The sequence below is a fragment of the Neorhizobium sp. BETTINA12A genome (assembly GCF_023006485.1).
Taxonomy (GTDB): Bacteria; Pseudomonadota; Alphaproteobacteria; order Rhizobiales; family Rhizobiaceae; genus Neorhizobium.
Map to the genome: position 1 here is coordinate 1 of NZ_JALBGW010000073.1, position 23,836 is coordinate 23,836.

The window sequence follows — 23,836 nt, forward strand, 5'->3', positions numbered from 1 at the left end:
CTTCGATGTCGCCCGTGCAGCCGGCGTCTCGCGCGCCGCCGTGTCGCGCGCCTTCACGCCGGATGCCAGCGTTTCGGAAAAGACCCGGCAGAAAGTGTATCAGGCAGCCAAGGAACTCGGCTACCGGGTCAACTATCTCGCCCGCAGCCTCACCAACAAGCGGTCCGATTTCGTCGGCCTGGTGGCGGCCGGCCTGGACAACCCGTTCCGCACCCAGCAGCTCGAAAACCTGGCCCGCGCGCTGATCGCCCGCAACTACCGGCCGATCCTGCTGCCGACCTCCAAGGAGGCGGACAGCGCCACCGTCATCGGCCAACTGCTGCATTATGCCGTTTCCGGTGTCATCATCACCTCGGATGCACCGCCTTCGCATATTTTCGAGGAATGTGCCGTCGAGGGCGTGCCGATCGTCTTGGTCAACAAGGGCGAGGATTTTCCCTTCGTCGACCGGGTTGTCTCCGATGACCGGATGTCGGGTTACACGGCCGTCGACCATCTCGTCGAAGCGGGCGCCAAGAAGCTTGCCGTCATCGCCGGCACCGCCGTCTCCTATTCCTCGCGCCGTCGCGCCGAGGCGTTTCAGAGCCGCTGCCAGATGCTCGGGCTCGATGCGCCGCTCATCCCGGTCGCCATCAATGATTACGCCCATGGGCACGAGGCGGCGCAGGCGCTGATTGACCTCGGCATAGACGGGGTGTTTTCGGTCAATGACTACATGGCCTGCGGCGTGCTTGATGGGCTCGCCAAGGCCGGCCGGAGCTACGGTTCGGTCAAGGTAATCGGCCATGACGACATCCCTCAGGCAAGCTGGTCGGCCTATGACCTCACCACATTCGTACAGCCCTGCGACGTACAGGCGGAACAGGTGATCGATCTCCTGACCAGCCGCATGTCCGAACCGGACGCCGTGGCTAGGGTGGAATTCACGCCCGTGACGCTGATCAAAAGAAGAAGTGCATAAATGGCATCTGCATTCGACCTCTCCTCCCTGCAATCTCGCGCTAGGATCGCAATCGAGGTTGCCCGCCGGGTCGGCATGGAGGCCGCCGCCTTCCGTGCCGAAGCTCTTCCCGAAACGCTCGGCGTCGAGAACAAGGGCCTGCAGGATTTCGTCACCGTCGCCGACAAACGGGCCGAAGAAGTGATCCGCGGATCCCTGCTCGGCGAGTTCCCCGGCGATTCCTTCATGGGCGAGGAGGGCGGCGGGCGCTCGGGAGAGGGCGGCACCTGGGTAGTCGATCCGATCGACGGCACCACCAATTTCATCCGCGGATTTCGGCACTGGGGTGTCTCGATCGCCTTCGTCTCCGGTGGCGAAATCCTGCTGGGCGTGATCTATGACGCCGCGCAGGACCGGGTCTTTCATGCAATCCGGGGTGAGGGGGCCTTCAAGGAAGGCAAGCCGATCACGGCGGCCAAGACGAGCGATCCGAACCACGCGATCGCCATTCTTGGCCATTCCCGCCGCACCGACTTCGAAGACTACCTCGCCATCTCGCGCAAACTCTACGAGCGCGGCATCGACTATCGCCGCATGGGGGCCGCCGCGATCGGCCTCATCCGCGTCGCCGAGGGAGTATCCGATCTCTATTACGAACGGCACCTTTCCTCCTGGGACATGCTCGCCGGCGTACTGATCGCCTCGGAAGCGGGTGCGACGATCGCCGTGCCGCCGCTCGAGGATCTGCTTTCGCGGGGCGGCCCGGTGGTTGCCTGTTCGCCGGGGCTTGCCAGCGAATTCGCCTTCCTGATGGAGATGGAAGGCTTGGCTGCCGCCCGGCAGTAGGGCAGGCAGATAGCGGCAGGGGCATCGACGCGACATAGACGATCCGCAGCGACAACCGTCCCCTTCGCCAATCCAAACGGGGCCGGGCCGCTCCCGCCGATGAGCGCTCAACCGCTTGGCTTCACCAGCCTATATCGGTCAAGGCGAAGTCGTTGCCCTTATAGGCAACCTTGGTCCTGTAAGCCTTTGCGCAGGCATAGGAGAAGCAATCTCCCATATTGAGCTTTGCAGGGTGGTTGACGATCTTGCCGAAGTCCTGGGCGGCGTCCAGGGCCTTTGTCCCCACGTCTCCGCTGATCATGATGTCCCGGGCCTCCAGATCGGCAATGAACTGGTCCACCAGACGGCGAGACTCCGCCAGCATTTCGGGGGTGGCGGGCTTGTCGCGGCCACTTACCCCAGCCTTGCGGCGTGTCAGCGAAAGCGAGGCCTCCATCCTCACCACGGATGACACATAGAACGGGCCAGGATCCTGGCCGATACGGTCCAGCAACTCATCACGGTCCTGCTCTTCCGCAAGAATAGCCACGATCACGGATGCGTCGATGAACAGCATCAGTCTTCGTCCCACATTTCATCGGTCTCGCGCTTGTGGTCACCGGGTGCGAATGGTCCCGCAGCGCGGGCCATCGCCAGAGATTTTGCCAACCGGTCGCGAATGGGCAAGCTGGCTTTGCGGCTGGCGATCTCGTGCTTCAACGCCGTCTTCACGGCGTCTACTTTGGACGTCTTGATAAGGCCCACAAGCTCCTCCGTGAGCTTGTCGACTTCAGGGTCCTTGATATAGAGAGGCATCTAAGCATATCCTTTGGAGGATATTATAATATCCTCGCTTTCATATCCTTGCAAGTTGGTCGCTTTTCGGCGTTATCCGTAATGGCTAACCTATTGTTTTAATTGTTCATGTGGTTCGCTGGTATTCGGATTTCACCTCTGCTAAATGACATCCATGCCATTCGAAGACAAAAAGAAAAGTCGGGTGACGCTTGTCGACGTAGCGCGGCGCGCCAATGTGTCGCGCGCCACCGCCTCGCTCGTCATCCGCAAGAGCCCGCTGGTCGGTGCCGATACGCGGGCGCGCGTCGAGCAGGCGATGGGCGAGCTCGGCTATGTCTACAACATGGGGGCCGCCCGGCTCAGGGCCGAGCGCAGCCACACCGTCGGCGTCATCGTGCCCAATCTGACGAACCCGTTTTTCGCCGAACTGCTGTCCGGCATCGAGGCGGTGATCGATTCGGCCGGCATGGTGGTGATCCTCGCCAATAGCGGCGATCTCGTCGAACGCCAGGACATTGTGATGCGGCGGATGCGCGAGCACGGCGTCGATGGGGTCATCATATGCCCGGCGGCGGGCACCGAACCCGCGTTCCTTCACCAGCTCGCCGAATGGGACCTGCCGCTGGTGCAGGTGCTCCGCCAGATTACCGAAGAAGTCGATTATGCCGGTTCCGATTATGCGGCTGGCATGCGCCAGGCGGTGGATTATCTCGCATCGCTCGGCCACGGGACGATCGCTTTTGCCGTCCACGGGCCGATCCATTCCGCCTATCGCGAGCGCGTCGAGGGGTTTTGCGATGCCATGCAATCGCGCGGGCTCGATCCGAACATGATCGTGGGTCTGCCGATCCAGATCGGCGAGATCGCCGATGCCGCGCATCTCCTCTTCGGCGAGGGCGAACAGCCGACGGCGGTGATCTGCTTCAACGACGTGATCGCGCTCGGCCTTTCCGCCGGTCTCTACGATCGTGGCCTGAAGATCGGCGAGAATTTTTCGCTGATCGGTTTCGACGACGTGACCGACGCGGAGGCGATGCGGCCGAGGCTCACGTCCGTTTCCACCGGACCGGTGGCGATCGGCGGGAATGCGGCCCGGCTTCTCCTCGACCGGTTGGCCGATCCCGTCCGCCCGGCCCGCAGGGTTGTGAACGAAACGGTTTTGCATATCCGCCAATCCTGCGGGCCGGTCGCCATTTCGGCTTTGCAACAATCCCGTTAGCTTTCGGTTGACGTCCGGACCGAAAGCTTTTAGATCGATCTAAATGAACAGACGCCGCAGAGGAGTGGCGCTCTTTCGACATCATTGGGGAGGTCCCAAGTTGTACAATTTCAATTTCGAGCCCGTATTTGCGGGTTTCGACCAGCTTCTGCTCGGCGCCTGGCTGACGATCCAGCTTTCGGTGGCGGCGATGATCATCGGCCTGATTGTTTCGATCGCCTGTGCCGCGGGTAAGACTTCGGGCATTGCGCCGCTGCGCTGGGTCATCGACGCCTATATCGAGATCATCCGCAACACGCCGTTCCTGGTGCAGATCTTCTTCATCTTCTTCGGCCTCCCGTCGCTTGGAATTTTTCTGACGCCGAACAGTGCGGCGCTCGTGGCGCTGGTCGTCAATTTCGGCGCCTACGGCACGGAAATCATCCGCGCCGGCATCGAGTCGATCCAGAAGGGGCAGATCGAGGCCGGCACCGCGCTCGGCCTCTCGAAGCTGCAGATCTTCCGCTACATCATCATGAAACCGGCGCTGCGCACCGTCTATCCGTCGCTGACCAGCCAGTTCATCTATTTGATGCTGACCTCCAGCGTCGTCTCGGCAATCTCAGCCGACGACCTTGCCGCCGCCGGCAACAATCTGCAGTCGCAGACCTTCGCGAGCTTCGAGGTCTATATCGTCATCACGGTGATGTATCTCGTCATGTCGGTCGGTTTCTCGACGATCTTCTCGGCGATCGAGAAGGCCGCCTTCAAATATCCGTTGAGCCGATAGGAGCCTGGCCATGCCATTGATCAGACCTTTCGGCATCAACGAATTCTGGATCATCGTGCTTGCGGCGCAGTGGACCATCGCGCTGTCGGCGATCGCCTTTGCTGGCGGCGGCATCGGCGGGCTGCTGATCGCGCTCATGCGCGTCTCGGATGCTAAATGGCCGCGGCTGATCGCCACCGGCTTCATCCGCGTCTTCCAGGGAACGCCGCTCTTGATGCAGCTCTTCCTGGTGTTCTTCGGCATGAACATCCTCGGTTTCGCCATCAACCCATGGCTTGCCGCAACCGTCGCACTCACCCTGCATGCAAGCGCATTTCTGGGCGAAATCTGGCGCGGCTGCATCGAGGCGGTGCCGCCCGGCCAGCGGGAAGCCGCGACCGCGCTTGGCCTGCGCTACTATAACCGGATGCGTTATATCGTCCTGCCGCAGGCCTCGAAGATCGCGGTGGCGCCGACGGTCGGCTTCCTGGTGCAGCTGATCAAGGGCACCTCGCTTGCGGCGATCATCGGTTTTACCGAGCTCACCCGCCAGGGCCAGATCATCAACAACGCCACGTTCAGCCCGTTCATGGTGTTTGGCACGGTGGCCGCGGTCTATTTCGTCCTCTGCTGGCCGCTTTCGGTGCTGGCGCGACGGATGGAACTCAGATTTTCCCGCGCAACGGCACGTTGACGGGACCCGAGCCGGAGGGAGGAAACCGGTGCAACAGAAAAGGGTAGGAAAATGAACATTTCTAGACGCGTGGTTATGGCCGTCATCGGCGCAGGCCTGATGATGGGCGCAGGCGCCTCCACCGCATCGGCGCAGACCGTCGAAAGCATCAAATCCGCAGGCACCGTCAAGATCGGCATGCTGGTCGACTTCCCGCCGTTCGGGATCATGAACACCTCGAACGAGCCGGACGGTTATGATGCCGACGTGGCAAAGCTGCTTGCCAAGGAATTCGGCGTGAAGGTGCAGATCGTTCCGGTCACCGGCCCGAACCGCATTCCCTACCTGCAGAGCAACCAGGTCGACCTGCTCGTCGCCTCGCTCGGCATCACCGAGGAGCGCGCCAAGAGCGTCGATTTCTCGCAGCCCTATGCCGGCATCTCGATCGGCGTTTTCGGCGCCAAGGCGACCGAGGTCTCCAAGCCGGAAGACCTGTCCGGCAAGACGGTCGGCGTCGCCCGCGCCTCGACGCAGGATACCGGCGTCACCAAGATCGCCCCGAAGGATGCCAAGATCCAGCGTTTCGACGACGATGCCAGCGCCGTGCAGGCCCTGCTGTCCGGTCAGGTTCAGCTGATCGGCGTCTCAAACGTTGTCGCCGCCCAGATCGAAAAGGCAGCTCCCGGCCGGTTCACCCAGAAGCTTCAGCTCAGCCAGCAGGTTCAGGGCATCGCCGTGCGCAAGGGCTCGAGCGAGCTGTTGACGGCTGTCAACGCCTTCATCGCCAAGGTCAAGGCCAATGGCGAACTCGGCAAGATCCATGAAAAATGGCTCGGCGCTCCGCTGCCGGACTTCGTCGCCAACGCCAAGTAAGACCAGAACCACGCCCAGAACTGAGATCGAAAGGGAGTTCCTCGCAATGACTGAGGTGAACGCAAACGCATCGGCCGCGGCCACGCGAGGAACTTCCGAACTCGCCGTCAGGATGGAAGGCGTCAACAAGTGGTACGGCGGCTTTCACGCACTGAAGGACGTCGAACTGTCGGTCACCCGGGGGGAGCGGATCGTCATCTGCGGGCCTTCCGGCTCCGGCAAGTCGACGCTGATCCGCTGCATCAACCAGCTGGAGACGATCCAGAAGGGCAAAATCGTTGTCGACGGTCATGACCTGACCGCCGGCGGCAAGAACGTCGATATCGTCCGCCAGGAGACTGGCATGGTCTTCCAGCAGTTCAACCTCTTCCCGCACATGACGGTCCTGGAAAACTGCACGCTGGCGCCGATGAAGGTGCGTGGCATTTCGAAGGTCGAGGCGGAAAAGACCGCTCGCAAATACCTGGAACGGGTGCGCATTCCCGAACAGGCGGAAAAATATCCCGCCCAGCTTTCCGGCGGCCAGCAGCAGCGCGTAGCGATCGCCCGCGCGCTCTGCATGAACCCGAAGATCATGCTGTTCGACGAGCCGACCTCGGCGCTCGACCCGGAAATGGTCAAGGAAGTGCTCGACACCATGATCGACCTCGCCAAGGAGGGCATGACCATGCTCTGCGTCACTCATGAAATGGGTTTTGCCCGGCAGGTCGCCGACCGGGTGATCTTCATGGACCGCGGCGAGATCCTCGAAACCGCCGCGCCGGAAGAATTTTTCGGCAATCCCACGAACGAGCGCCTGAAGATCTTCCTCGGACAGATCTCTTGAACGCCACTGCCACTCATTGAAATTAAGGAGTTCCGGACGTGAAACCAGATATCCTGCTTGTGGAACCGATGATGCCGTTCATCGAGGACCAGCTCGACGCAGCCTATACCGTGCATCGGCTGTATGACCCGGCGCAGAAGGAAACGCTGGAAGCAGCGTTGCCGAACATCCGCGCCGTCGCGACCGGCGGCGGCACCGGCCTTTCCAACGAATGGATCGAGAAGCTGCCCTCGCTCGGCGTCATCGCCATCAATGGCGTCGGCACCGACAAGGTCGACCTCAAATTCACCCGCAGCCGCAATATCGACGTCACCACCACGCCCGGCGTTTTGACTGATGACGTCGCCGACATGGGCATTGCGCTGATGCTCGGCGTGCTGCGCCATATCGCCAAGGGCGACGCATTCGTGCGTGCCGGCAAATGGGGCAGCCAAGGCTTTCCGCTCGGGCATAGCCCGAAGGGCAAGCGTGTCGGCATCCTCGGCCTCGGCCAGATCGGCAAGGCCTTCGGCCGCCGCGCCGAAGCCTTCGGCATGGACGTGCGCTTCTGGAACCGCTCGCCGATCAAGGACACGACCTGGAAGTCCTGTGCCTCGCCGGTGGCATTGGCGGAAGATAGCGACGTGCTGTGCGTCATCGTTGCCGCGAATGCGCAGACGAAAGACATCGTCAATGCCGAGGTTCTGAAGGCGCTCGGACCGAAGGGCATCCTGATCAATATTGCTCGCGGCAGCGTCGTCGACGAAAACGCGCTGCTCGCCGCCCTCAACGACGGCACGATCGGCGCAGCCGGCCTCGATGTCTATCTCGACGAGCCGCGCATCCGCGAAGATTTCTTCACCGCGCCGAACACGGTGCTGATGCCACACCAGGGCAGCGCCACGGTCGAGACCCGCGTCGCCATGGGGGAGCTGCTGCTTGCCAATATCGCAGCACATTTCGCCGGCGAAAAGCCGCCGACCACCGTCAACTGAGCAATTCCAGGAAAAGTGTGAAGCGGTTTTCCGTTGGGAATTGCGCAGCGCAAACGTGAAGCGGAGAAACGAGATGATCATCCGTCAGGCCTTTTTCGAAGGCACGATCCATGCCGGCCAGGAAGAAGCGTTCAAAAGCTATGTCGCCGAGAAGCTGATGCCGATGTGGCTGGCTTTTCCGGGCATCAAGGAAGTACGCGTGCTCTACAATATCGAGCGCGACGACGGTGCACCGTCTTACCCGATGGTGCTGTCGACCATGTACGAAAGCCGCGAGGCGCTGGCCGCGGCCTTGGAATCGCCGGTGCGTTACGAAAGCCGGGACATGACCAAGGGGCTACTGGACATGTTCGACGGCCGCATCCATCACCACGTCTTCGATCTGGCGCTGTCCTGAGTTCATCGACCGCCGGCGGTCTTCGTGCCTGAGCCGGGCGCGCGGTAAGCGGGCGTGTTCGGCTCGAACAATTCGATCAGGTTTCCGGACGGATCCTCCAGTAAAATCTGCTTGCCGCCCGTCCCCTGGATGATCTCGTTGCGGAAGCCGCAGCCGGCCAGTTTCAGGCGTTCGACCATCCCGTCCAGGTCGTCGACGGTCAGATGGATACGGTTCCACCCGCCGGGTGCCTGCTGCTCTCCGGACGGCATCGGCGCACCGCCGCCACCCCGCGGGTTCGGCTGGGAGAGATAGAGATGCATGTCGCCACGCGAGATTTCCGCGAAAGGCGGGGCGGGGTGCATCTCGAGCTTGAAGCCAAGGTGTGCTGTGTAGAAATCGATCGCTGCCTTTACATCGTTGACGATGTATCTGAAGCATGCGGACATGGTCTGCGCCCTCCCGGTGTCAGATGGATATCCGAAGGCAAAGCCTAACATTCCCGCAATGGAGAGCAAGCGTCATCCGCTTGTCCTCCGCGAAAGCTGCGATCAACCCACCGCAACCGCGTAGAGGCGTGGGGAAATCCCGAAACTGCGGGTGAAGATGCGGGTCATGTGGCTCTGATCCGCAAAGCCGCTGCCCAGCGCCGCCTCCGCAAGTCCCGTCCCGCCGGCGATCAGTTTTCGCGCCAACTGGACACGTCGCTGGATCAGGTAGGCATGCGGAGTAAGCCCCGTCGCCTTGTCAAAAGCGCGCAGGAGCTGGAAATGGCTGACGCCGGCCAGGTCCGCCAGGTCGGCAAGGCTGACCGCTTTGGCCGGATCGTCATCAATCCGTTCGCGCGCTGCCCGGATAGCTCGCGGCACCGGTTTCGGCTCCGGTTCGTCCCGCATCACCTCGGCCAGCAGCGTCAGCAGCAATTCCTGGCGGCGGAGTTCGGCGCCGGCTTCCTCGACGGTCATCGCCGTGAACAGCTGCCGCATCGTCGCGGCCTGTGGCGGTTGCCGCAGCACCGGATCTGCAAATTCGAAATCGCCGGGCCTGCCCTGGCGGATGTCCGCGACGGCGACGGCCATCACAGCCGGATCGAAATAGAGCATCTGCCAGAAACGCCCTTCGTCCCCGATCGGCGCGCCGTCGTGCACTTCACCGGGGTTGACGGTGATGACATCGCCCGGTCCGGCCTCCACCGGACCGCGTCCGCTTGCAGATTTCTGGGCGCCGCTCTCGATCACGCCGATGCCGTACTGGTCATGGGTGTGACGGGCGAAATGGTGGTCGGAGCGGGCTACGACGGCCTGCACGCCGGCCATGCCGCATCGAAACATCCGAAATCCGTTTCGTCCCTTCGCGCGCATCGGCTCCTCGCGTTTGAGCGAGCATAACCCGGCTTGAGAAGATCACCAACCGGCAGCTTTGGGCCTCACCCGGCTTACAGAACGGTGCGCACCCGCCAGAGTTCGGGAAACAGTTCGACCTCCAGCATCTTCTTGAGATACGACGTTCCCGACGTGCCGCCGGTGCCACGCTTGAAGCCGATCACCCGTTCCACCGTCGTCACATGGTTGAAACGCCAGCGGCGGAAATAGTCCTCGAAATCGACCAGCTTTTCGGCGAGTTCGTAAAGCTCCCAGTACTTTCCGGGCGCGCTGTAGACCTGTTTCCAGGCCTCCAGCACCTGCTCGTTCTCGGGGCGCTTTGTACGCCAGTCGGTTCTGGCCGCGTCCTCGCCGATATCGAACCCGCGCCGGGAAAGCAGCATCAGCGCCTCGTCGTAAAGGCTCGGGCGGGCGAGGATGCTTTCCAGCTTTTCGATGATATCGGGCCGATGCGCATGCGGCCCGAGCATCGCCACGTTGCGGTTGCCGGCAAGGAATTCGATCGCCCGATACTGATAGGACTGGAAGCCGGAAGACTGGCCGAGCGAGGCGCGGAATTCCGTATATTCGCTAGGCGTCATGGTGCGCAGCACGTCCCAGGCATTGTTGAGCTGTTCGAAAATCCGGGCGACGCGGGTGAGCATCTTGAAGGCCGGCTGCGGATCATCGTTGCGGATGGCATTGATTGCCGAGGTGATCTCGTGGATCGCAAGCTTCATCCACAATTCGGACGTCTGGTGCTGGATGATGAACAGCAGTTCGTCATGCGCCGCCGAGATCGGCTCTTGCGCGTCGAGCACCTTTTCGAGATGCAGGTAATCGGAATAGGACATCTTCTCGCGAAAAGACATTTCCGCGCCGTCTTCGCCGGGATCGTAGGGTTTTGCGCTCATAATGTCCGATATGTCTTTCGCGGTCTAGAATTCCACTTCCAACTCGACGATTTCGTCCGGTTCCGCAAGCGCCCCTTCGGTCCATTCGAGCATCAGAGGCCAGGCGAGGACAGCGTCGGCGTAAGCCGCGAGCTTCGGTTCAAGCTCGACCGCATAGGTGCGGAATCGGCTGCAGACCGGCGCATACATCGCATCCGCTACCGTCGGCTTTTCGCCGAAAAGCCACGGGCCACCGCTCGCTTCCAGGCACTCGGCCCAGATCGTCTTGACCCGTTCCACATCCGGCCGGGCGCCGGAAAAGATCTTGAAACGTTCGTGCCGGGCCTTGAGGTTCATCGGCAGGGCCGAGCGAAGATTGTGAAAGCCGGAATGCATTTCCCCGGAGACCGCACGACAACGGGCGCGGTCGGCGATGTCGGCCGGCCAGAGACCGGCATCCGGCGTGATTTCGTTCAGATATTCGGCAATCGCCAGCGTATCCCAGACGTTGACGCCATCATGGGTCAGCCGCGGCACCAGCACGGAGGGCGACAGGAGCAGCAGTTCCTGGCGCGCATCGTCGTTCATCTCGACCAGCACTTCCTCGAAATCCAGCCCCGCCATGCGGCACAGCAGCCAACCGCGCAGCGACCAGGAGGAATAGTTTTTCGACGAAATCGTCAGTGCCGCCTGCGTCATCAGTTTCAATCCTTGCCGGACAATCATGCGTCCGGTGACAATCTTCTCGCATCGCGAGACATATTGCACTAGCATTTTTGCACTGCCGCATTTTTGCGGTGCGCGGGGACATGTTCATGCTCTATCAGGCCTATCAATTCCAGGACGACCTCCTCGCGCCGATGCGGGATATGGCCCGACGCCTGCAACTGATGTCCTCTGCCCTGTTCTTCGGCGCCGGCACCGAAATGGGCCGGCATGCTGCCGCAGCACTGGAATTGATGTCCCGCTTCAAGATCACCCACGAGCGGCCGGAGTTCGAGATTACCTCGGTCACGATCGGCAACCGCGACGTGCCGATATCAGTCGAGACGGCGCTCGACCTGCCTTTCGGGCGGCTCCTGCATTTCGTCGCCGACGTCGATACGCCACGTCCGCGAGTGCTGGTGGTCGCGCCACTCTCCGGCCATTTCGCGACGCTGCTGCGCGGCACCGTCCAGACGCTGCTGAAGGACCATGACGTCTATATCACCGACTGGGCCAATGCGCGGGACGTGTCCACGTCCGCCGGCCGCTTCGGCATGGACGACTATGTCGACTATATTATCCGCTTCCTGGAGGAGATCGGTCCGCGCGGGCATATCCTCGCTGTCTGCCAGCCCTGCGTCCAGGCGCTCGTCGCCGTTGCCGTCATGTCGGAGGCGAAGAATCCGGCAACCCCGCGCACCATGACGCTGATGGCCGGGCCGGTCGATACCCGCGAGAGCCCGACCAAGGTCAACGAGCTTGCGGTGTCGAAGCCGCTGTCGTGGTTCAAGAGCGAGCTGATCACCGGTGTTCCGATGGGCTTTCCCGGCAGCGGACGGCGCGTCTATCCGGGTTTCCTGCAGCTCGTCGCCTTCATGAGCATGAATATGGAGCGCCATGTGGAGGCGCATCGCAAGCTTTATCGCCACCTCGCCAATGGCGAAACGACTGAAGCGAATAAGATCAAGCATTTCTACGACGAATATTTCGCGGTGCTCGACATGACCGAGGAATTCTACATCGAGACCATCGACCGGGTGTTCCAGCGGGCGGAGCTGGCGAGCGGCAACTGCACCCACCATGGCCGCAAGGTGGACCCGAACCATATCCGCGCCACAGCGCTTCTGACCGTCGAAGGCGGACGCGACGATATCTGCGGGCTCGGCCAGACTTCAGCGGCCCATGACCTCTGTCATTCGCTGCGCCCGCACCTGCGCCGCCATCATCTGCAGGCCAATGTCGGGCACTATGGCGTTTTCAGCGGACGCCGCTGGGAGAAGGAAATCTATCCCGTCGTCCGCAACATGATCCTCGCGATGGAATAGTGCGACAGGCGCCAGCCTTGCACCTTCGCTTGCATACGATCACCCATCTGTTGTATGCAATGAAGGGGTGGGAGAAAAAAGATGAGCAGCAGGGATCCGGTTTTCGGCTGGTGGGATGCTCCTCCGTTTATCGGCGAGCTGATCCAGTCATTGTCCGGCCGCGGCCGGGCCTTGTTCGGCCTTTCATCGCCGCCGGTGCAGAACCGCGACCTCGCCGGCCTTGCCGAAATGATCCTGTCGCGCCGCGGCGAAGTCTCCGGCGCCATTCTTGCCGAAGCGTTCCTCGAAGCCTACCGCCAGGCAAGCGTCCCGGACCGCGACGCCTTCATGCGGGCACTGCTGGACCGTTTCGGCCCGGATCGCCCGGTCCTGGACGCCGCGGCGGCCGCCTATAACGCCGAGCCAAGCGCAGAGAATATCGCGAGGCTGCACGAGGCGGCGGAGCCGCGCCGGCAAGAGCTTTTCCGCCGCATCAATTTCGCCAAGCGCGGTACCGCGACGCTGGTCGAGATGCGCGAACACCTGATGGACATGTTGGCCAAGGAACCGGCGCTGCAGCCAGTCGACCTCGATTTCTGCCATCTCTTCTCCTCATGGTTCAACCGGGGTTTCCTGATGTTGCGATCGATCGACTGGACCACGCCCGCCAATATCCTGGAGGCGCTGATCCGCTACGAGGCCGTGCACGATATCGACGGCTGGGACGATCTGCGCCGACGGCTGGCGCCGGCCGACCGCCGTTGCTTCGGCTTCTTTCACCCGCAATTGGAAGACGAGCCGCTGATCTTCGTCGAGGTGGCGTTGACCGACCATCTGCCGGCCTCGGTCGACGCGCTCCTCGCCCGTGATCGCCAGCCGCTGGAAGTGCAGCAGGCGACGACGGCCGTCTTTTATTCGATTTCCAACTGCCAGCGCGGCCTTGCCGGCATCTCGCTCGGCAACTTCCTCATCAAGCAGGTGGTGAACGACCTGAAGCGCGACCTGCCGCGGCTTGAGAATTTCGTGACGCTCTCTCCCATACCGGGCTTCGGCGCCTGGCTGCGCGGCGAGAGCCGCGCCACCGACAGCGCGGAGATCGTAGAGGAAAAGCAGCGGCTTATGGCTCGGCTGGAAGGCGATTGGGCGTCGGCCGACGAGCGCGAACTCGACCAGATCCAGCGCGCCATGCTGCCGCTCGGCGCACATTACCTGCTGAACGTCCGGCGCGGCAACGGTCGGCCGGTCGATCCGGTCGCGCGATTCCACCTCGGCAACGGCGCACAGGCCGAGCGGCTCAACTTCCTCGGCGACCGTTCGCCGAAGGGCATGCGCCAGTCCTACGGCCTGATGGTCAACTATCGCTACCGGCTCGGCGAGATCGAGAAAAATCATGAAGCTTATGCCGAAAACGGCCATATCGCGGCGACGCCGGCGCTGCGAAAACTGGCCCAACCGGTTTCCCAGGAGGTGTTTTGATGGCTGGTAATCTCTACGACGCGCTGCTCGGCGGGCTCGACCGGGAGGATCGGCTGCTCCTGACGGACGAGACGGTCGGCGCCATGAGCTACCGCACCTTCGCCGATCAATGCGCGCGGCTTGCCGGAGCGCTTCTTGAAGCCGGCCTGCAGCCGGGCGACCGGGTGGCCGTCCAGGCGGAAAAGTCGGTCGCAGCATTGGCGCTCTATCTGGCGACAGTCAGGGCAGGGGGCATCTACCTGCCGCTCAACATCGCCTATACGCCGGCGGAAATCGAATATTTCCTCACCGACGCCGAGCCCTCGGTCTTCGTCTGCGATCCCTCGAAATTCGAGGCGCTGCAGCCGATCGCCAAGGCGACCGGCGCCAAAGTCCTGACGCTCGACCCGGCAGGCAAGGGGACATTGACCGATGCCGCCGCCGTCGCCACGCCGATAACCGAGACCTCAGAGCGGGGCGGAGCGGATATCGCCGCGATCCTCTATACGTCCGGCACGACGGGGCGCTCCAAGGGCGCCATGCTCAGCCATGACAATCTCCTGTCAAACGCCACGTCGCTGGTGGAAAGCTGGCGTTTCACCGACAAGGACGTGCTGATCCACGCGCTGCCGATCTTCCACACGCACGGGCTTTTCGTCGCCACCAACGTCGTGCTCGCCTCGCGCGCCTCAATGATTTTCCAGCCGAAATTCGACCCGAACAAGATCATGGAGGCGATGCCGAAGGCGACCGTGCTGATGGGTGTGCCGACCTTCTATACCCGCCTGCTGCAACATCCGGGGCTCAACAAGGACAGCACCGCCCATATACGCCTGTTCGTCTCCGGCTCGGCGCCGCTTCTGGCCGAAACCCACGAGGAATGGCAGGCGCGCACCGGTCACGCCATCCTCGAGCGCTACGGCATGACCGAGACCAACATGAACACCTCGAACCCCTATGACGGCCGGCGGGTCGCCGGCACGGTCGGGTTCCCGTTGCCGGGGGTCCAGGTTCGGGTCACTGACGCCGAAACAGGCGCCTCCCTCGGCACCGAGGAGATCGGCATGATCGAGGTGCGCGGCCCGAACGTTTTTTCGGGTTACTGGCGCATGCCGGAAAAGACCGCCGCAGAATTCCGCAAGGACGGCTTCTTCATCACCGGCGACCTCGGAAAGATCGACAAGGACGGTTATGTCCATATCGTCGGGCGCGGCAAGGACCTCATCATCACCGGCGGCTACAATGTATACCCGAAAGAGGTGGAGATGGAAATCGACGCCATGCCGGGCGTTACCGAAAGTGCCGTGTTCGGTGTCAAGCATCCGGATTTCGGCGAGGGCATCATTGCCGCGATCGTCCTGAAATCAGGGGCCCAGCTGACCGAACAAGAGGTCATCAAGGCGCTGGATGGCCGTCTGGCGGGCTATAAACGCCCGAAAAAGGTGACGTTCATGGCCGAATTGCCGCGCAACACGATGGGCAAGGTGCAGAAGAATATACTCCGCAATCAGTTTTCCGGAACGTTCGAGCCGACAGCCGCCGCCGCAAAATAGCAAATCGCAATTTTGGGACTTGACGGTTCATGTATACGCGTGGACTATGATTGCATACGAGCACGGAACATTTCGGGAGGAAGTGGGATGTTGCAACAGGGAAAGCCGGACAGCGCTCAGCCGCTCGTCACCGTCCACAATCCGATGGGTTATCCGCCGAAGGTCAGCCGCAAGCAGCCGGCTGACCGCCCGACAAGCCTCGACGGCAAGGTCGTCTATCTTGTCGACAGCCGCTTTGACGATTCCGTCGAGCTCCTGAAGGAGGTCGAGGCCTGGTTTGCACGCAACATGCCCTCCGTGGACGTACGGATCCGCCAGATGGCGAATACCTATTCCAAGGATGACCCACAGCTCTGGGAAGAGATCAAGGCGAACGGCCATGCCGCGATCATCGGCGTCGGCCATTGCAGCACCTGCGCACCGGCCGTCACCACCCATGCGATCACGCTGGAAACCAAATATGGCGTACCGACCGCAGCCATCCACACCGAGAAATTCGACAAGGTCGTTCGCTCCGTCGCCAAGATGGGCGGGCTTTCGCAGCAGCCGCTGGTCTTCGTACCCCAGCCGGTGATGGGCAAGACGCCGGAAGAACTGCGCGCCTATGTGGAAGGCCCCGATCCGATCAGCGGCAAGCCGGTGATGAAGGAAATCATCGAAGCCTTGACTGTTGGCCTTTCGGCGAGCGCCGAGGATGCCCAGTTCGAGCGCAGCACGCCGCGCCTCGTTGAACCGGACACGGAAGATAATCTCCACGCCGCCTTCCTGCGTAACAACTGGACCGATAAGCTGCCGATCATTCTTCCGAGTGACGCCCGTGTCGCCGACATGCTGGCCGCGACCTCCCGCAAGCCGGACGAGGTGGTCGGCCACATGCAGCCGACCACCAATCGCGGCCTGTGGGAATACACGGTCGAGAAGGTCGCCGTGAACGCCGTCATGGCCGGTGCCTCTCCCGAATATTTCCCGGTCATCCTGGCGCTGGCGGCGGCTCAGGTCTCCGCGCGCGGATCGACCTCTTCTTCGGCGGCGGCGATGGCCGTCGTCAACGGGCCTGTTCGCAACGAGATCGGCATGAACTGCGGCGTCGGCGCGCTCGGCCCCTACAGCCATGCCAATGCCACGATCGGCCGCGCCTTCGGTCTCCTGTCGCAGAACCTGCAGGGTGGCTCGGTAGTGGGCGAAACCTTCATGGGCTCGCTCGGCAACAATTATACCTACAACAACCTCACCTTCGCGGAAAACGAGGAGCGCAGTCCGTGGGAGCCGCTGCATGTGCAGAAAGGTTTCGACGCCGGGACGAGCACCGTCAGCATCTTCCACGGCTGCCGTTCCACGACCTTCAGCCTTGGCCTGCGCAAGGAATACTGGCGCGAGCACGTGCGCGACATGCTGCTCGGCACCGACGCGATCACCGCGCCGACCCTCGTTCTCGACCCGATCTGCGCCCGGCAGTTCATCGATCGCGGCGGGTTCGTGAACAAGCAGGATCTGCTCGACTTCATCTACGAGACGGCGCAGATGCCGGCCGGCCGTTACTGGGATCTGCAACTCGTGCAGAATTACATCTATCCGCGCGCCACCTTCGGCGAGGAACCGATGGCCGGCAAGCTGAAGGCCGGCAAGGACGAACTCGTCCATATCTTCCGCCCGCAGGACATCAACGTCGTGGTCGTCGGCGGCGAGTCCAACGGCTACTGGCAGATTTACGGGGCACATTACCGCACCACCGTTTCCGTCGACGATTGGCGCTGACGATGAGCCCGAACGATTACGACATCGTGGTGGTCGGCGCCGGCGTGGCGGGGCTTAATGCCGCCATCGCCGCCGCCCGGCACGGCGCGCGCACGATGATCGTCGATATGCTCGGCGCCGGCGGCCAGGTGATCAATGTCGACCGCATCGACAATTTCCCGGGACCTGCCGAAGGCATGTCCGGCTTCGAGCTCGGCCCGATGCTGCAGATGCAGGCCGACGAGGCCAGCGTCGAATTCGCGCTCGATACGATCGAGACCATTGCAAAGACGGATACCGGCTTCCGCATCGCCGGCGCCGATCTCGATTTGACGGCAGGCGCGGTGATCATCGCCGCCGGCTCGGCCAAGCGCACGCTTGGCATTCCGGGCGAGGCCGAATGGGAAGGGCGCGGCGTTTCCCACTGCGCGTCCTGCGACGGCCCGCTGATGCGCGGCAAGGACGTGTGCATCATCGGCGGCGGAGATTCGGCATTGGACGAAGCCTTGGCGCTCGTTCCGCATGCCGCGCGCATCACGGTCATCCATCGCGGTTCGCGCCTCCGTGCCAGCGCCGCATTGCAGGCGAAAGCACGGGAAGCCTCCAACATCGAAGTCAGACTGAACACGGTGGCGACCGCGATCCGCGGCGAAGGCGGCGTCAGCGCCATAACCGTCCGCGATCTTTCGACGGGCGCAGAGAGCGATCTCCCCTGCCATGGCGTCTTCGTTTATGTCGGACTTGAGCCCAATACGTCTTTCCTCAGCGACACGGTAACGCTCGCGGCCGATGGCCGGATCGTTGTCGATCTCGACATGCAGACATCTGTGCCAGGCATTTTCGCGGCCGGCGACATCCGAGCCCGGTCGGTCGCGCATCTGGCGGCCTCGGCAGGCGACGGCGTGACGGCAGCAGTTTCCGCGGTGCGCCATCTGGCACAGCGTCAGGGTAATACTCAACAGGCAGGACCGCGTGATATCGCGGCCGCATCGGCAGGATAGGCCCATGAACGTGCTGCTCAAAGGCAAACAGGGCAAACCGAGCGTTCGCGACGCGATCGAGCAGGATATCGTCACCGGCTTCTATTCCCCCGGCGATCGGCTCGAAGAGGCAAGTCTCGCGGCCCGCCATCAGGTGTCCCGCACGCCGGTGCGCGAGGCGCTGATCCAGCTGAGCACTATGGGCCTCATCAGAATGGTGCCCAATCGCGGCGCCTTCGTCACCCAGCTGACGATCACCGAGCTTGTCGAGATGTTCGAGGTAATGGGCGAATTGGAAGCCATGTGCGCCCGGCTTGCCGCCCGCCGCATCCGCCCGGAACAGCTGAAATTGCTCGAAGAGGCGCAGGCTGCCTGCGCCACCGCCCAACAGGCCGGCAATTCGGACGATTATTATTACGCCAACGCCGAATTTCACCGGGTGATCTACGAGGCGAGCGGCAACGGCTTCCTGGCGGAAAACGCCCATGCGCTACAGCGACGGCTGAAGCCTTATCGGCGCTTGCAGCTGCGGGTGCCCGGCCGCGTCAACAGTTCGCTGTCCGAGCACGACGAGGTGCTTGCAGCGATCCGGGACCGCGACGACGCCCGCGCCCGCGATGCAATGCGCAACCATGTCGTCATCCAGGGCGAATATTTCAGCGACTTCCTGGCGCTGATGCGCCCGGTGGAACGCCAGCTGATCCCCGGCGAATGATGAGGAACATCGCCACCGGGATCGATTGCGGCGGAAGGAAAACGTGAATTTCTAAGCTCGGGAGGGTCGAGCTTGTCGCCGGCAATGGGCCGGATCAAAGGGAGGAGAGATCATGAAGCATGCCATTACCTATGTGGCCGGCCTGGTTCCGGCATTCTTGCTGGCAGCCGGTCTTGCCGGCGCGGCTGAAATGACGGCCGGCGAAAAGCAGCTTTACGACGCCGCCAAAAAGGAAGGTTCGGTCACTTGGTACGTCTCGCAGACGACCACCGAGTTCGCCGACGGCATGTGCGGCCTGTTCAAGGCGAAATATGCCGGCGTCGGCTGCAATGTCGTGCGCGCCTCCGGCCAGGTCATCTTCCAGCGCCTCGTGCAGGAACTGCAGGCAAAAGCGGTGCAGGGCGACCTGATGTCCACCAATGACGACGGCCAGATGCTGCAGCTGAAGGAACAGGGCGCGCTTGCCCAGTTCGCCCCGGAAAACCTCAAGGACATGGTGCCGGAGCTTCGGGCGCTCGCCGACAAGGAGAACTACTGGATTACATCCGGCGTCTCGCCTCTCGTCATCGCCTACAACACCAAGCTGGTGACCGAGGCGGAAGCCCCGAAGAACTGGACCGATCTTGCCGATCCGAAATGGAAGGGCCAGGTGGCCATCGGCCATCCGAGCTTCTCCGGCAGTGTTGGGCTATGGACCATCCTGATGAACGACCTCTACGGCTGGGATTTTTTCACGAAGATCGAGAAGAACAAGCCACAGATCGGCCGCTCGGTGGCCGATGGGCATAACCTTGTCGCCTCGGGCGAACGCAAGGTGGCACTGGCGCCGCTGCCGCTGATCCTGTCGGACTCGATCCTCAAGAAGGTGCCGATCGGCGTCATCTACCCGACCGACGGTGCACTGCTGCCGCCCTCGGCCACCGCGATCATGAAGGATGCGCCGCATCCGAATGCCGCACGTTTGTTCGAGAACTTCCTGCTCGGACCGGAAATCGCCGAATACTTCGCCAAGGACTACCGTTACCCGCTTCGGGCCGGCGTGCCGCTTGCCGAAGGCATGCGTCCGCTCAACAGCTATAAGACGAAGTCGATCGCGACGGCCGACGGCATCAAGAAGCTGCCTGAGGTGCAGGAGAAGTTCCGCGACACGTTCGGGATCTGAACCGTATCGGAGGCCGGCAACATCTGGCCTCCGTCCATCACGCCTGGCGGCGTGACCTGTTTCCGACGCCTCCAGTGACAAAGCGAGCGCCGATCATGACGAGTGTTTCCCATCCCGTAGCCACCACCTGGTCAGACGACCAGCCGGTGAAGGTGCGCGTGCCCTGGCGCCAGCGGCTACAGCCGGCCAATCTGCTCTGGGTGTTCCTGGCCGGCATCCTGGTCGTGCTGATCGTCGCGCCGATGTGGACGCTCGTCGTCTCCAGTTTCACCGATGCCAAGACGGGCGGCTGGACGCTTCACAACTATGTCGAGGCCTATGGCAAGGAACGCCACATCACGGCGCTCACCAACACGCTGAAGATGGGGGCCGTCGTCGTCGTGCTGAAACTGGCCTTCGGCGTGCCGCTCGCCTGGGCCTGCACCCGCACCGATATGCCGGGCCGCAATTTCGTGCGCTACAGCGTGTTCGGCGCCTTCATCATGCCGCCCTATCTCGCCGGCGTCGGCTGGATCCTGCTCGCCGGCCCCAATACCGGCTGGATCAACCGCGTCTGGCACAGCCTTTCGGGTTCGACCGAACCGCTGGTCAACATCTTCTCTTTCGGCGGGCTGGTGCTGGTCACCGCGATCGGCGGCTTTTTCCTGGTCTTCGTGCTGGTGAGCTCGGCCTTTGAGATGATCAACTCCGAGATGGAGGACGCCGCCAACATCCTCGGCGCCGGCCCGTTCAAGACGGCGATGAAGGTGACCTTCCCACTGGTCATGCCGGCGATCATCGGCTCGGCACTTCTTTCCTTCCTCGGCGCGATCGCGCTTTACGGCGTGCCGGCGCTGATCTCGATCCCGGCGCGCTACCCGGTCGTGGTGATCCAGCTCACCGAGTTCTTCTCGTTCCCGCTGCGGATCCAAGTGGCGGCCGCCTATTCGATCCCGCTGCTGCTGATCACCGCGGCGATGCTCGGGCTGCAGAAGCTGATCCTGCGCCGCAAGGGTTATGTCTCGGTCAGCGGCAAGGGCGGCGAGCGCCGCATCGTCAAGCTCGGCAGATGGCGCTGGGTGTTGTTTGGCTATTGTTTCTGCGTCGTGGCGCTGTCGGTGCTGATGCCGATGTTCGTGCTGCTTCTCGCCGCCTTCTCGGACTCCTGGACGGCCGGCTTCTCGTTCAGCAACCTGACGCTTTCCAACTTCCACTATGTGCTCTTCGAGCATTCCAGTTCGCAAAAGGCACTGGTCGGCAGCATCGGGCTCGGCATCGTGGCGGCGACGGTGGCGATCACGCTGGCGCTGTTCATCGCCTATATCGTGCAACGCAAGCTGATCCCCTTCTCGGGCCTGCTCGCATTCCTCGCGGTCTCGCCTTATGTCGTGCCCGGCATCGTGCTCGCCATCGGCTTTTATGCGGCTTATGCCCTGCCGCCGATCGCGCTCTACGGCACCTATACGATCATGGCGCTTGCCTTCGTCACCCGCTTCCTGCCGATCGCCTTCACCACCAGTTCGGCCGGCGTGCGCAGCATTCATCCGGAAATGGAGGAGGCGGTGCGCATTCTCGGCGGCGGGCGGGTGACGGCGCTGCGGCATGTGGTCGGGCCGTTGTTGAAGCGCACGCTTGCCGGCGGCTGGCTGCTGATCTTCGTGCCGGCCGCGCAGGAACTCTCGACCGCCATCTTCCTGGTCGGCCCCACCACGCGCGTCGTTTCCGTCGTGCTGCTCGATCTCAGCGAGGAAGGCGAGCTCGAAAAGCTCGCGGCGCTGGGCTCTCTGTTATTGATCATCATTGTCGCAGTCGTCGCCATCGGGATGCGTTATCTCGGACGCGACTTCATGTTGAGGAGAAGCTAATGGACGGACTTGTCCTCAGGAAACTCGGTCGCCGTTTCGGCGCCGTCGATGCGGTGCTCGATTTCGACCTGCATATCAAGCCCGGCGAATTTGTCTCGTTGCTCGGCCCTTCCGGTTGCGGCAAGACGACGACGCTTCGGATGATCGCCGGTTTCATCGACCCGACCTCCGGTTCGATCGAGCTCGACGGCAAGATATTGTCGGCGCCTTCGGGCTCCGTCCCGCCGGAAAAGCGCGGCATGTCGATGATCTTCCAGTCCTATGCGATCTGGCCGAACATGACGGTGTCGCAAAACGTCGCCTTCGGCCTCAACCTGCGCAAGCTGCCGAGCGATGAAGTCAAGAAACGCGTCGGCGCGGTGCTGGAAACCGTGCGGATGAGCCATCTCGCCGACCGCTATCCGGCCGAACTTTCCGGCGGCCAGCAGCAGCGCGTGGCGCTCGCCCGCGCCGTGGTTATCCGGCCGGCCGTGCTGCTGCTCGACGAGCCGCTCTCGAACCTCGACGCCAACCTGCGCGAGGAGATGCGCTTCGAGATCAAGCGCATGCATGACGAGTTCAAGATCACCTCGGTCTATGTCACTCACGACCAGGGCGAGGCGATGGTGACTTCCGACCGCATCGCGGTGATGAACAACGGCCGCCTCGAACAGATCGACAGCCCTTACGCGCTCTACAGCCGGCCGAAGACCCGGTTTGTGGCGAGCTTCATCGGCCGCACGAATTTCCTCTCCGGCAATTGCGGCAACCACATGATCGACTTTGCGGGCTTCAGTGTGCCGCTGGCGATGATCGGCGAAGAGGTTTCTGGCGGCGGCCCGATCACCGTCTCCATCCGACCGCAGGCGATGAAACTTTCCGCAACCGAGGCTCCCCGGGAAAAAGCCATCAACCTGCAAGGCTCGGTGCGGCAATCCTCGTTCCTTGGCGAGACCTGGGACTACGTCTTCCAGTCGACGGACAGCGGGTTGCAGTTCCGTGTCGCCGCGCCGCCGGCGGACGTCTTCGAGGTCGGCGCGCCGGCCTGGCTGCAGATTGATCCCGCGCAGATCGTGCCAATCGCGGATTGAGGCTCGCCTCGCCCGCTATTTCACTTTGAAACCCATCCGTCGCACCACATCGAGCAGCACGTGCCGGCCTTTCAAGGCCGGTGCGTCGGCAATGTCGCCCGTCCGTTCTGTGAGCGAACGGATTGAGGACTGGTCGACCTTGACGATATCGACTGGGAAACGGCTCATATAGCTCAGCGACGAATAACCGGTGCCGAGCTCGTCGAGCGCGATGCGGCAGCCGAAGCGGTGGTTCTGGAGAATGCGATGAGTGATATCGACCGCCGCCATGCAGAGCGCCTGATGGCGCAAGCCTGCCTCGACGCGCTGGTGATCTTCCAGCCTGAAGCCTTTCGGTACGCGATCGGCGCGCCGGCCGGTGTCGCGACCATGTGGGGCAGGGCGGGTGCCGCAATCGCGCTTGTGCCGGCCGATGCCTCGATTGGTCTCGCCGCAATCGCCAGCGACCACGCCGCCGGCTCAATCCGCAAGGCCGCGGCAGACGTGGACCTGCGCACCCATCGCATCTGGATCGACATGCTCGATCTAACGGGAGCCGAGAGCGTCGAGCAGGTCAACGAGGCCTATCGCCGGCTCGGGTCTTTCGGACCTCGGCCGGAAACGTTCGATCGGTCCGCCTGTTTCGACCTGCTCGGCGATCTGCTGAACGAGCGTGGCCTTGATCGCGCTCGGATCGGCGCCGACCTGGAATTCATGCCGACCGCCGATTTCGAGGCCCTGAAACTGGCTTTGCCGACGGTAACCTGGACCGACGGCTCGCACGTGCTGCGCCGTCTGCGGGCCGTCAAGACGCCGCGCGAGATCGAAC

General features: G+C 62.6%; 25 protein-coding genes and 1 pseudogene. 19 read left to right on the top strand and 7 right to left on the bottom strand.

Annotated elements, in window-relative coordinates; all coding sequences use genetic code 11:
• Together MOV61_RS17635 and MOV61_RS17640 are read left to right on the top strand one after the other, a co-directional pair.
• A partial coding sequence (locus MOV61_RS17635; protein WP_247137514.1) for a LacI family DNA-binding transcriptional regulator occupies positions 1 to 961 on the top strand: 961 nt, incomplete at its 5' end.
• Complete coding sequence (locus tag MOV61_RS17640) at positions 962 to 1,786, top strand: inositol monophosphatase family protein (RefSeq protein ID WP_247137515.1); 825 nt, start codon at positions 962 to 964, stop codon at positions 1,784 to 1,786.
• Between the two features lie 121 nt (positions 1,787 to 1,907).
• Here the strand turns inward: MOV61_RS17640 and MOV61_RS17645 are convergent, their stop codons facing one another.
• Together MOV61_RS17645 and MOV61_RS17650 are read right to left on the bottom strand one after the other, a co-directional pair.
• Positions 1,908 to 2,342, bottom strand: a complete 435-nt coding sequence (locus MOV61_RS17645) for a type II toxin-antitoxin system VapC family toxin (protein ID WP_040123898.1) — start codon at positions 2,340 to 2,342, stop codon at positions 1,908 to 1,910.
• The gene (locus MOV61_RS17650; RefSeq protein ID WP_247034670.1) at positions 2,342 to 2,581 is read right to left on the bottom strand and encodes a type II toxin-antitoxin system VapB family antitoxin; all 240 of its coding nucleotides are present in this window, start codon (positions 2,579 to 2,581) and stop codon (positions 2,342 to 2,344) included. Before MOV61_RS17650 ends, MOV61_RS17645 begins: the two co-directional genes overlap by 1 nt.
• Before the next feature lie 154 nt (positions 2,582 to 2,735).
• On the opposite strand from MOV61_RS17650, the gene MOV61_RS17655 reads away from it, so the two are divergent.
• The 7 genes from MOV61_RS17655 (at position 2,736) to MOV61_RS17685 (ending at position 8,273) form a co-directional block, all read left to right on the top strand.
• The gene (locus tag MOV61_RS17655) at positions 2,736 to 3,782 is read left to right on the top strand and encodes a LacI family DNA-binding transcriptional regulator (protein ID WP_247137516.1); all 1,047 of its coding nucleotides are present in this window, start codon (positions 2,736 to 2,738) and stop codon (positions 3,780 to 3,782) included.
• Between the two features lie 100 nt (positions 3,783 to 3,882).
• Positions 3,883 to 4,551 carry an amino acid ABC transporter permease gene (locus MOV61_RS17660; RefSeq protein ID WP_040123895.1) on the top strand — a complete coding sequence of 223 codons (669 nt, stop codon included), beginning with the start codon at positions 3,883 to 3,885 and terminating at the stop codon, positions 4,549 to 4,551.
• Between the two features lie 16 nt (positions 4,552 to 4,567).
• Positions 4,568 to 5,224, top strand: a complete 657-nt coding sequence (locus tag MOV61_RS17665; protein WP_080952390.1) for an amino acid ABC transporter permease — start codon at positions 4,568 to 4,570, stop codon at positions 5,222 to 5,224.
• 51 nt (positions 5,225 to 5,275) lie between these two features.
• The gene (locus MOV61_RS17670) at positions 5,276 to 6,076 is read left to right on the top strand and encodes a transporter substrate-binding domain-containing protein (protein ID WP_247137517.1); all 801 of its coding nucleotides are present in this window, start codon (positions 5,276 to 5,278) and stop codon (positions 6,074 to 6,076) included.
• A 46-nt stretch (positions 6,077 to 6,122) separates the two neighbouring features.
• Entirely contained in the window at positions 6,123 to 6,902 is a 780-nt protein-coding gene (locus tag MOV61_RS17675; RefSeq protein WP_309493815.1) for an amino acid ABC transporter ATP-binding protein, read from the top strand.
• Between the two features lie 68 nt (positions 6,903 to 6,970).
• On the top strand, positions 6,971 to 7,876 hold the full coding sequence (locus tag MOV61_RS17680; protein ID WP_247137529.1) for a 2-hydroxyacid dehydrogenase: 906 nt from the start codon (positions 6,971 to 6,973) through the stop codon (positions 7,874 to 7,876).
• 73 nt (positions 7,877 to 7,949) lie between these two features.
• Positions 7,950 to 8,273: a hypothetical protein gene (locus tag MOV61_RS17685; RefSeq protein ID WP_247137518.1), complete on the top strand. Its 324-nt coding sequence runs from the start codon at positions 7,950 to 7,952 to the stop codon at positions 8,271 to 8,273.
• A gap of 2 nt (positions 8,274 to 8,275) precedes the next feature.
• On the opposite strand, the gene MOV61_RS17690 is transcribed toward MOV61_RS17685, so the two are convergent.
• The 4 genes from MOV61_RS17690 to MOV61_RS17705 all read right to left on the bottom strand — a co-directional run bounded on the left by MOV61_RS17690 (position 8,276) and on the right by MOV61_RS17705 (position 11,205).
• Positions 8,276 to 8,701 carry a VOC family protein gene (locus tag MOV61_RS17690; protein WP_247137519.1) on the bottom strand — a complete coding sequence of 142 codons (426 nt, stop codon included), beginning with the start codon at positions 8,699 to 8,701 and terminating at the stop codon, positions 8,276 to 8,278.
• Positions 8,702 to 8,803: 102 nt separating this feature from the next.
• Positions 8,804 to 9,613, bottom strand: a complete 810-nt coding sequence (locus tag MOV61_RS17695; protein WP_247137520.1) for an AraC family transcriptional regulator — start codon at positions 9,611 to 9,613, stop codon at positions 8,804 to 8,806.
• A 74-nt stretch (positions 9,614 to 9,687) separates the two neighbouring features.
• Positions 9,688 to 10,527, bottom strand: coding sequence for a tryptophan 2,3-dioxygenase (gene kynA, locus MOV61_RS17700; RefSeq protein WP_247137521.1), 840 nt, complete (start codon positions 10,525 to 10,527; stop codon positions 9,688 to 9,690).
• 24 nt (positions 10,528 to 10,551) lie between these two features.
• Positions 10,552 to 11,205, bottom strand: coding sequence for a glutathione S-transferase (locus tag MOV61_RS17705; protein ID WP_040125649.1), 654 nt, complete (start codon positions 11,203 to 11,205; stop codon positions 10,552 to 10,554).
• A gap of 116 nt (positions 11,206 to 11,321) precedes the next feature.
• Here MOV61_RS17705 and MOV61_RS17710 point away from each other — a divergent pair, with 116 nt between their 5' ends.
• The 9 genes from MOV61_RS17710 (at position 11,322) to MOV61_RS17750 (ending at position 23,028) form a co-directional block, all read left to right on the top strand.
• On the top strand, positions 11,322 to 12,536 hold the full coding sequence (locus tag MOV61_RS17710) for a polyhydroxyalkanoate depolymerase (RefSeq protein ID WP_247137530.1): 1,215 nt from the start codon (positions 11,322 to 11,324) through the stop codon (positions 12,534 to 12,536).
• 81 nt (positions 12,537 to 12,617) lie between these two features.
• Positions 12,618 to 13,991 (top strand): malonyl-CoA decarboxylase, encoded by a 1,374-nt coding sequence (locus MOV61_RS17715; protein ID WP_247137522.1) that lies wholly within the window; start codon positions 12,618 to 12,620, stop codon positions 13,989 to 13,991.
• Positions 13,991 to 15,523: a malonyl-CoA synthase gene (locus MOV61_RS17720; protein ID WP_247137523.1), complete on the top strand. Its 1,533-nt coding sequence runs from the start codon at positions 13,991 to 13,993 to the stop codon at positions 15,521 to 15,523. Before MOV61_RS17715 ends, MOV61_RS17720 begins: the two co-directional genes overlap by 1 nt.
• An 87-nt stretch (positions 15,524 to 15,610) precedes the next feature.
• Positions 15,611 to 17,278 carry a hypothetical protein gene (locus tag MOV61_RS17725; protein WP_247137524.1) on the top strand — a complete coding sequence of 556 codons (1,668 nt, stop codon included), beginning with the start codon at positions 15,611 to 15,613 and terminating at the stop codon, positions 17,276 to 17,278.
• A 2-nt stretch (positions 17,279 to 17,280) separates the two neighbouring features.
• Positions 17,281 to 18,258 (top strand): NAD(P)/FAD-dependent oxidoreductase, encoded by a 978-nt coding sequence (locus tag MOV61_RS17730; protein WP_247137525.1) that lies wholly within the window; start codon positions 17,281 to 17,283, stop codon positions 18,256 to 18,258.
• A gap of 4 nt (positions 18,259 to 18,262) precedes the next feature.
• Complete coding sequence (locus tag MOV61_RS17735; RefSeq protein ID WP_051900240.1) at positions 18,263 to 18,952, top strand: GntR family transcriptional regulator; 690 nt, start codon at positions 18,263 to 18,265, stop codon at positions 18,950 to 18,952.
• A gap of 112 nt (positions 18,953 to 19,064) precedes the next feature.
• Entirely contained in the window at positions 19,065 to 20,114 is a 1,050-nt protein-coding gene (locus MOV61_RS17740; protein ID WP_051900239.1) for an ABC transporter substrate-binding protein, read from the top strand.
• Between the two features lie 95 nt (positions 20,115 to 20,209).
• Complete coding sequence (locus tag MOV61_RS17745) at positions 20,210 to 21,958, top strand: iron ABC transporter permease (protein ID WP_247137526.1); 1,749 nt, start codon at positions 20,210 to 20,212, stop codon at positions 21,956 to 21,958.
• Positions 21,958 to 23,028 (top strand): ABC transporter ATP-binding protein, encoded by a 1,071-nt coding sequence (locus MOV61_RS17750; RefSeq protein WP_247034699.1) that lies wholly within the window; start codon positions 21,958 to 21,960, stop codon positions 23,026 to 23,028. The genes MOV61_RS17745 and MOV61_RS17750 overlap by 1 nt, the downstream gene beginning before the upstream one ends.
• 90 nt (positions 23,029 to 23,118) lie before the next feature.
• Here the strand turns inward: MOV61_RS17750 and MOV61_RS17755 are convergent.
• Positions 23,119 to 23,259 (bottom strand): annotated as a pseudogene (locus MOV61_RS17755) (EAL domain-containing protein); the annotation flags it as partial.
• A 15-nt stretch (positions 23,260 to 23,274) separates the two neighbouring features.
• Here MOV61_RS17755 and MOV61_RS17760 point away from each other — a divergent pair.
• Positions 23,275 to 23,836, top strand: a 562-nt coding sequence (locus MOV61_RS17760) for an aminopeptidase P family N-terminal domain-containing protein (protein ID WP_247137527.1), incomplete at its 3' end; no start/stop codon positions are given.

What these genes read in the sequence shown, in the direction of transcription:
- MOV61_RS17640 (WP_247137515.1), top strand. Translation starts at nt 962, where the DNA reads ATGGCATCTGCATTCGACCTCTCCTCCCTGCAATCTCGCGCTAGGATC.
- MOV61_RS17645 (WP_040123898.1), bottom strand. Translation starts at nt 2,342, where the DNA reads ATGCTGTTCATCGACGCATCCGTGATCGTGGCTATTCTTGCGGAAGAG.
- MOV61_RS17650 (WP_247034670.1), bottom strand. Translation starts at nt 2,581, where the DNA reads ATGCCTCTCTATATCAAGGACCCTGAAGTCGACAAGCTCACGGAGGAG.
- MOV61_RS17655 (WP_247137516.1), top strand. Translation starts at nt 2,736, where the DNA reads ATGCCATTCGAAGACAAAAAGAAAAGTCGGGTGACGCTTGTCGACGTA.
- MOV61_RS17670 (WP_247137517.1), top strand. Translation starts at nt 5,276, where the DNA reads ATGAACATTTCTAGACGCGTGGTTATGGCCGTCATCGGCGCAGGCCTG.
- MOV61_RS17675 (WP_309493815.1), top strand. Translation starts at nt 6,123, where the DNA reads ATGACTGAGGTGAACGCAAACGCATCGGCCGCGGCCACGCGAGGAACT.
- MOV61_RS17680 (WP_247137529.1), top strand. Translation starts at nt 6,971, where the DNA reads ATGATGCCGTTCATCGAGGACCAGCTCGACGCAGCCTATACCGTGCAT.
- MOV61_RS17685 (WP_247137518.1), top strand. Translation starts at nt 7,950, where the DNA reads ATGATCATCCGTCAGGCCTTTTTCGAAGGCACGATCCATGCCGGCCAG.
- MOV61_RS17690 (WP_247137519.1), bottom strand. Translation starts at nt 8,701, where the DNA reads ATGTCCGCATGCTTCAGATACATCGTCAACGATGTAAAGGCAGCGATC.
- MOV61_RS17695 (WP_247137520.1), bottom strand. Translation starts at nt 9,613, where the DNA reads ATGCGCGCGAAGGGACGAAACGGATTTCGGATGTTTCGATGCGGCATG.
- kynA (WP_247137521.1), bottom strand. Translation starts at nt 10,527, where the DNA reads ATGAGCGCAAAACCCTACGATCCCGGCGAAGACGGCGCGGAAATGTCT.
- MOV61_RS17705 (WP_040125649.1), bottom strand. Translation starts at nt 11,205, where the DNA reads ATGACGCAGGCGGCACTGACGATTTCGTCGAAAAACTATTCCTCCTGG.
- MOV61_RS17710 (WP_247137530.1), top strand. Translation starts at nt 11,322, where the DNA reads ATGCTCTATCAGGCCTATCAATTCCAGGACGACCTCCTCGCGCCGATG.
- MOV61_RS17715 (WP_247137522.1), top strand. Translation starts at nt 12,618, where the DNA reads ATGAGCAGCAGGGATCCGGTTTTCGGCTGGTGGGATGCTCCTCCGTTT.
- MOV61_RS17720 (WP_247137523.1), top strand. Translation starts at nt 13,991, where the DNA reads ATGGCTGGTAATCTCTACGACGCGCTGCTCGGCGGGCTCGACCGGGAG.
- MOV61_RS17725 (WP_247137524.1), top strand. Translation starts at nt 15,611, where the DNA reads ATGTTGCAACAGGGAAAGCCGGACAGCGCTCAGCCGCTCGTCACCGTC.
- MOV61_RS17730 (WP_247137525.1), top strand. Translation starts at nt 17,281, where the DNA reads ATGAGCCCGAACGATTACGACATCGTGGTGGTCGGCGCCGGCGTGGCG.
- MOV61_RS17735 (WP_051900240.1), top strand. Translation starts at nt 18,263, where the DNA reads ATGAACGTGCTGCTCAAAGGCAAACAGGGCAAACCGAGCGTTCGCGAC.
- MOV61_RS17740 (WP_051900239.1), top strand. Translation starts at nt 19,065, where the DNA reads ATGAAGCATGCCATTACCTATGTGGCCGGCCTGGTTCCGGCATTCTTG.
- MOV61_RS17745 (WP_247137526.1), top strand. Translation starts at nt 20,210, where the DNA reads ATGACGAGTGTTTCCCATCCCGTAGCCACCACCTGGTCAGACGACCAG.
- MOV61_RS17750 (WP_247034699.1), top strand. Translation starts at nt 21,958, where the DNA reads ATGGACGGACTTGTCCTCAGGAAACTCGGTCGCCGTTTCGGCGCCGTC.